Source organism: Cytobacillus sp. T106 (assembly GCF_040492155.1).
Taxonomy (GTDB): domain Bacteria; phylum Bacillota; class Bacilli; order Bacillales; family Cytobacillaceae; genus Bacillus_AB; species Bacillus_AB infantis.
The window spans coordinates 221,465-227,518 of sequence record NZ_JBEUMK010000005.1 but is presented as its reverse complement, the minus strand read 5'-3'; the positions used below and the strand labels follow the sequence as shown (position 1 = coordinate 227,518).

6 protein-coding genes are annotated in these 6,054 nt (G+C 45.5%); 4 read left to right on the top strand and 2 right to left on the bottom strand.

The window, feature by feature from the left end; all coding sequences use genetic code 11:
• Positions 1-626 precede the first annotated feature (626 nt).
• The 4 genes from ABU165_RS12595 to yhbH all read left to right on the top strand — a co-directional run bounded on the left by ABU165_RS12595 (position 627) and on the right by yhbH (position 5,400).
• The gene (locus ABU165_RS12595; RefSeq protein ID WP_009795007.1) at positions 627-2,522 is read left to right on the top strand and encodes a PrkA family serine protein kinase; all 1,896 of its coding nucleotides are present in this window, start codon (positions 627-629) and stop codon (positions 2,520-2,522) included.
• A 108-nt stretch (positions 2,523-2,630) separates the two neighbouring features.
• On the top strand, positions 2,631-2,804 hold the full coding sequence (locus ABU165_RS12590; RefSeq protein ID WP_009795008.1) for a hypothetical protein: 174 nt from the start codon (positions 2,631-2,633) through the stop codon (positions 2,802-2,804).
• Between the two features lie 114 nt (positions 2,805-2,918).
• Entirely contained in the window at positions 2,919-4,046 is a 1,128-nt protein-coding gene (locus ABU165_RS12585) for a polysaccharide deacetylase family protein (RefSeq protein ID WP_101551108.1), read from the top strand.
• A 184-nt stretch (positions 4,047-4,230) separates the two neighbouring features.
• A complete protein-coding gene (yhbH, locus tag ABU165_RS12580; protein ID WP_009795010.1) occupies positions 4,231-5,400 on the top strand; it encodes a sporulation protein YhbH in 1,170 nt (389 codons plus the stop codon).
• Between the two features lie 104 nt (positions 5,401-5,504).
• Here the strand turns inward: yhbH and ABU165_RS12575 are convergent, their stop codons facing one another.
• Both ABU165_RS12575 and ABU165_RS12570 read right to left on the bottom strand, forming a co-directional pair.
• Complete coding sequence (locus ABU165_RS12575) at positions 5,505-5,642, bottom strand: hypothetical protein (protein WP_022543523.1); 138 nt, start codon at positions 5,640-5,642, stop codon at positions 5,505-5,507.
• 158 nt (positions 5,643-5,800) lie between these two features.
• Positions 5,801-6,013 (bottom strand): hypothetical protein, encoded by a 213-nt coding sequence (locus tag ABU165_RS12570; RefSeq protein WP_094768381.1) that lies wholly within the window; start codon positions 6,011-6,013, stop codon positions 5,801-5,803.
• Positions 6,014-6,054 lie beyond the last annotated feature (41 nt).

Below are 6,054 nucleotides of genomic sequence, written 5' to 3'. Positions count from 1 at the left end.
AAGGGCAGTCATGTATTCGGGGAGCGTTCCGGGATACATAAGTTGTGCTCAGGAAGGGCAGTCGTGTATGGAAAGAGTTCCAATCGCTGCATGACCCAGCACTAAAAAGGCAAGTCATGCATAGAAAGAGCCCTCATCAATGCATGACACACAACCAGAAAAGAAAAGCCTCGCCCAAAATATGACCGCACTCCACCAGGCCCAACAAAATCTCCTGACAAACAAAAAAGGACCGGAATCCCCAAGATTCCGGTCCTTTTTTGTACCGTTCTTCTTACTTATTCATCCCTGGTTTGTCGTTGTAGCCGGCAGTGAAGATGGCTGACAGGAACGCGATAGTTACGCCGATGATCAAAATCAAGCCCATGATGTTGGCCTCCTTTTTATGTAGGGATTCCTTTTTGCATACCTATGTAATCTTATTATAGCCCAATTCCGGCATGGTGTGAATGAAAAACTGTGGATATTTTATGGAGAATATCCGGGGAAATGCGGCACGGCTGGCAGTTTGAGGGACCCTGAAGGCGAGGGGAATTCTGCTTTTCTTCCGGGTTATAGAATGTTTAATTGCCCAAGCGCATAGATTATATTAATCGTCTCTGATAATGCGACAGGGGGAGGTCCTTATGGATATTTTAAAAAAAATCGAGATGTACAGACACGAAGAGGAAAAGCTTAAATGGGAAGGGACATTCAGGGAGTATTTAGACATTGTCAAAGAGAAGCCATGGGTAGCCCAGTCAGCACATTCCAGGGTATACAGTATGATAAAGGATGCCGGTGTCGAAGACGATAAAGGGAAAAAGCGTTATAAATTTTTCAGCAATCAGCTGTTCGGGCTTGAAGAATCGCTTGAACGGCTTGTGGAGGAATATTTCCATCCTTCTGCTAAAAGGCTTGATGTCAGGAAAAGGATCCTGCTTCTGATGGGTCCTGTGAGCGGGGGGAAATCAACGCTCGTCACGATGCTAAAACGCGGGCTTGAAGCGTATTCCCTGACCGACAGGGGTGCAGTATTTGCAATCAAAGGCTGCCCGATGCATGAAGACCCGCTCCATTTGATTCCGCATCATCTGCGCAAGGACTTTTTCGATGAGTATGGAATCAGAATTGAAGGGAATCTGTCTCCGCTGAATATGATGCGGCTTGAGCAGGAGTATGGGGGACGGATTGAAGACGTTGTGGTTGAGAGGATCTTTTTCTCAGAGGATAAACGGACCGGGATCGGAACATTCAGCCCGTCTGATCCGAAATCCCAGGATATTGCCGATCTTACCGGCAGCATAGATTTCTCCACGATTGCCGAATATGGTTCAGAGTCTGACCCGCGGGCCTACCGGTTTGACGGGGAGCTGAATAAGGCGAACCGGGGGATGATGGAGTTCCAGGAGATGCTGAAATGCGATGAGAAATTCCTCTGGCATCTGCTCTCTCTCACACAGGAAGGCAATTTCAAGGCAGGGCGGTTTGCGCTCATTTCTGCGGATGAACTGATTGTGGCGCATACAAATGAAACAGAGTACCGTTCCTTCATTTCCAATAAGAAAAACGAGGCGCTTCATTCCCGGATCATTGTCATGCCTGTCCCTTATAATCTAAAGGTGACAGAAGAAGAAAAAATCTATGAAAAAATGATCAGTGAGAGCGATGTTTCTGATGTCCATATTGCACCGCACACGCTTAAGGTGGCAGCGATGTTTACGACCTTGACGAGGCTGAAGGAACCTAAAAAGGGTGATATTGACCTGGTGAAGAAAATGAGGCTCTATGACGGAGAAAGCGTGGAAGGCTACAACCGCGCAGACGTGGAGGAGCTGCAAAAGGAATATCCTGATGAAGGAATGAGCGGAATTGATCCGCGTTATGTCATCAACCGGATCTCATCCACAATCATCCGAAAAGAGATTACCTCAATCAATGCGCTGGATGTTTTGAGATCCCTGAAAGAAGGGCTTGATCAGCATCCGTCGATCACCGCTGAGCTGAAGGAACGCTATTTGAACTTCATTTCACTGGCCCGCAAAGAGTATGATGATATTGCCAAGAAGGAAGTCCAGAAAGCATTTGTCTACTCATATGAAGAATCCGCCAAAACACTCATGGACAATTATCTGGACAATGTGGAGGCATACTGCAATAAAGCGAAGCTCCGCGATCCTCTGACAGGAGAGGAAATCAATCCGGATGAAAAGCTGATGAGGTCGATTGAAGAGCAGATCGGCATCTCGGAAAATGCGAAAAAGGCATTCAGGGAGGAAATCCTGATCCGCATCTCTGCCTATGCAAGGAAAGGCAAGCGGTTTGACTACAATTCGCATGACCGTCTCCGCGAAGCCATCCAGAAGAAGCTGTTTGCAGACCTGAAGGATGTTGTGAAGATTACAACCTCTTCCAAGACCCCTGACGAGCAGCAGCTGAAAAAGGTGAATGAAGTTGTTGCAAGACTCATTGATGAGCACGGCTATAATTCTACTTCTGCAAATGAGCTGCTGCGGTATGTTGGAAGTTTGCTGAACAGATAAATGTGAAAAGGCTGGCAGGGTTTGCCGGCCTTTTGGCTGTTTTCTCCCAGGCAAGAGTTAGTTTTAATTTGGGCGGACAGGGGAAAAGGGTGTATAGAGGTGATTGAGATGAAGAAAAAGGAACTGGACAAGGACTTTGTGCCAAGAAACAGCTCCATGGCTGAGAATGTAGAAGAGATGCATAATCTAGGAAAGCAGATGGAGCATCTCAGGACTGGGGAAGAGCTTGAAGAGGATGGAAAGCAGCCTGACCCTATCCAGTATAAAGATAACGAAAAATGACTCCTGCGCTGAAGCTGCAGGAGTTTTTTTGACCGCATTTTTCCGGGGTTCTATTTCAACCTGACCCTTAATAGATATAGCAATAAAAAGCTATTAGTCAGGGGAGAAGCAGGGATGAGAAAATGGGTGGCTGCTATTTTAATAGCGATTGTGCTGTTTGTACTGCAGGAAGGACAGGCTTCTGCCGCACAAAGGAATGAGTATATATGTGCAGTCGGCGTGAATGACTCTGTTTTGAATTTGAAGCAGAACCCTCCGTTTGTGCTGGAGCATACAGCCTATATGCCTATTAAAGATTTGGCAGCAGCCATTGGAGCCAGCATCTCTATAGAAAATCCTGATAGCTATACGATCAAAAAGGGCAAATCATGGATCCGCTATTCAGTAAAACAACAGCAGGCCTCAACGTCCATGGGAAAAACGGCCGAATGGAAAGCGGTGGTCCGGGAAAACAGCCTATTCATACCGATCCGGTCAGCCGGCGAGTTTTTTGGCTATAGAGTTGAATACCTCTCAGCCGGCCCTGTCGTCCGTCTGGTGAACAAAGGAGCGAAAATGGCAAACGAACAATTCATGAGCGCCAATAGAGCGGCTCTAAAAGATTTTTATGTGAAAAAAAAGGCGGTGTACTTAACCTTTGATGATGGACCTGCGAAGGGAATGGAATCCATCCTTGATATTTTGAAGAATAAGAAGGCAAAAGCGACATTCTTTATGATTGAGCCGCAGGCAAGAGCCAACCCGGCTTCTGTTAAGCGGCTGGTGGAGGAAGGGCATTATCCGGCCCTGCACAGTGTTACCCATGATAAAAACAAGCTTTATGCCGGAAACCCGCAAAATCCCGCCCTGGAAATGGATAAGACCAGGAAAACAATATTGAGCCTGACAGGCATTGACTCCAGGCTGGTGAGAATGCCTTATGGAAGCAAGCCTTATATGACAGGGCCGTTCAGGGACGCCCTTGTGCAGAAGGGATATAAAATGTGGGACTGGAATGTTGATACATTAGACTGGAAATATGCAAGGAGCAGTCCGAAGACTATCTTTGAAAATGTGAAAAAAGGGCTTCAGCCGGCGGCTGCAGGCGGGAAGCCCCCAGTCATCCTGATGCATGTGAACAGCGGGACGGTTTCCATGCTGCCGCAGATCATCGATTACCTATACTCACAAGGATATGAATGCCAGGCTTATAACCCCAATGCCCACTTTTCAATGAATTTCTGGAAGGATGAGAGGCTCTAAAAAAGGCTTGTCCGACAGCATAGGCATTTGTCTTATTGTCAAAATTATTTGTAAATTATTTCGATGTCTCGCATAGTATAGAGTAATTAATATTTCACGTTCCTTTTGACACTCGGGATATTGTATGTTGCTAAAGGCAAATGTGTGCAATGAATCCATGAAATTTTTTCAAGGAGGGGTTATAATGACCGACATCAACAACCGCCAGTTTGTGATTTCCGAAGAAGATTGGTCCCTCCATCGCAAAGGCCACGATGATCAGCAGCGCCACCAGGAAAAGGTACAGGATGCGATCCGGAACAATCTACCAGATCTGATAACAGAAGAAAGCATCATTATGTCCAATGGCCGTGAAGTCGTGAAAATTCCGATTCGCTCTCTTGACGAATATAAAATTCGTTATAACTATGATAAAAACAAACATGTAGGCCAGGGAGACGGAGACAGCCAGGTAGGCGATGTGGTCGCCAGAGACGGCTCCAGCGGCCAGAAAGGCCCCGGGAAAGGCCAGGGTGCAGGCGACCAGCCGGGTGAGGATTATTTTGAAGCTGAAGTGTCCATGATGGAGCTTGAGGAAGCACTGTTCAAGCAGCTGGAGCTGCCAAACCTGAAGAGGAAGGAACAGGAAGAGCATCTGGTTGAGAATATTGAATTCAATGATATCCGCAAAACAGGATTAATGGGCAATATTGATAAAAAGCGGACAATGATGACCGCCTTTAAACGGAATGCGATGACAGGCAAGCCGGCATTCTATCCGATCTATCAGGAGGATCTGAAGTTTAAGACATGGAACGAAATTGTAAAGCCGGATTCAAAGGCAGTCGTGCTCGCAATGATGGATACGAGCGGATCGATGGGATTATGGGAGAAATATATGGCCAGAAGCTTTTTCTTTTGGATGACCCGGTTTTTACGGACAAAGTATGAGACGGTGGAAATAGAGTTCATTGCCCACCATACAGAAGCGAAGGTCGTATCAGAGGAAGATTTCTTTTCAAAAGGGGAAAGCGGGGGAACCATTTGTTCATCAGCCTACCGCAAAGCTCTGGAACTGATCAATGAAAAATATAATCCAAGAAGATTCAATATCTATCCTTTCCACTTTTCCGACGGCGACAATCTTACCTCTGATAATGCCCGCTGTGTGAAGCTTGTTGAAGAGCTGATCGCGGTATCGAGCATGTTCGGGTACGGTGAAGTCAATCAGTACAACCGCCACTCGACCCTCATGTCCGCTTATAAGAATATAAAAAATGAACACTTCCGATACTATATCCTCAAGCAGAAAGCTGATGTTTTCCATGCGATGAAGAGCTTCTTCCAAAACGAAGAAAATAAAATCTATGCATAAACAGAACCGGCGGGCGCAATGCCTGCCGGTTTTACTGTCCGCTCGCACAAAAAAAGCCGTTTAATAAAAAGCGGCTTTCGTTGGCTTTCCATGAAGGTGTTCTTTTATTTCTCCAGCGGGATTGCGATAATTTTCCCGCCGATCTGGACGTGGACTGTGTCAGTGAATACAGCTTTCACAATCCCTTTTAAGGAGATCGAAGAATTTAATGCCAATTTGGATTGTGCTGGATTTTCCGCCATGAAGATTCCCCTTTGCTTCGTATTTGAAGAGTAGCACCTAATTAAAGTAAATGAGTTAGTTACTTTCTTTTTGCCACTTTTTTGGAACTCCTAAACCTGATTTGGCGCATTATGAAGGAAATAAAGATTTGGGAAGGGGAAAAGAAAAAAGCAGCTGCTCATGAATAGCAGACTGCTTTCTCTTCTTTCAGCACTGAGCTTTTGCAGACAGGGCAATCGATATCATCACTCTGCTTAAATTGGATTTTTTTGAAATCTTTTTTGATGAATGTGGTAAAGCCTTTGTACTTATAGCCGCATTCACAGAAATTCGAGTCTTTGACCAGATGCCTCTGATTAGTCTCTTTGCATAAAAATGTCGGGTAAAACATTGATATCCCTCTCTTTAATAAATGGATTAGGCAAATTAGAA